Source organism: Flectobacillus sp. BAB-3569 (assembly GCF_002270355.1).
Taxonomy (GTDB): Bacteria; Bacteroidota; Bacteroidia; order Cytophagales; family Spirosomataceae; genus Flectobacillus; species Flectobacillus roseus.
Window position 1 is genome coordinate 1 of record NZ_NJFZ01000144.1, and the last position, 703, is coordinate 703.

Sequence of the window (703 nt, forward strand, 5' to 3'; positions counted from 1 at the left end):
CCTAAAGAAAGTTGTTCCAATGCTAGTCGATACCTGACCTTTACTTCGAATGATGGGTACTGCTACCGTTAGTGGTGCAATGACATTAGCAGTATTGCTTTTCCAATTAGATTCCCTCAGATATGAACTAGGGAGCAATAAGCCTTTCTTTACGCTGCCATCTTGCATGGTAAAATCAATCAAACGACCTTTGGCAAACTTATCGTTGGTATAGGCTTGAAGGATATTTCCTGTAACAATCAAAGCTGAAACACGGTCTTTGGATTGTGAGGTAATTGCTCTTTGCCATTGTTCCAACACATTATCATTGGACAAAAACTTCGATTGGCTCATAATTCCTGAGAGCTTGCCAAAATCATTGCCTGTGATGCCAAAGGTTTGCTTTTGACGCCATTGGAGACGGCTATGTCAATCTCAAAGGTGTTTAATTGTATTTGACCATCTTCGTATGGCTTTACACCCAAACATACCCCTGTGACATAACTATTGTCGGATTGTGGAACYATACAAAAGGSCTTYCTAWTTGCTTTGGACAAGCCTTTATTATCCGTAAATACCCTCGAAGCCATGGCAGCACAACTCAAAGATATGTACAGTGCCGACACGCTACTTTGCCCGATGATTGATGCACGTCGTATGGAGGTTTACTGTGGTGTTTGGAATGCTGCTATGGAAATATCAGTGAAATTGAAGCCAAAATTAT

General features: G+C 41.1%; 1 protein-coding gene and 1 pseudogene. One reads left to right on the plus strand and one right to left on the minus strand.

Translation table 11 applies throughout. From position 1 onward, the window contains the following. Positions 1-333: hypothetical protein (locus BWI92_RS26750; RefSeq protein ID WP_141234965.1), on the minus strand; the 333-nt coding region annotated here is incomplete at its 3' end. A 153-nt stretch (positions 334-486) separates the two neighbouring features. Here BWI92_RS26750 and BWI92_RS26760 point away from each other — a divergent pair. Then, positions 487-703 (plus strand): annotated as a pseudogene (locus BWI92_RS26760) (hypothetical protein); the annotation flags it as partial.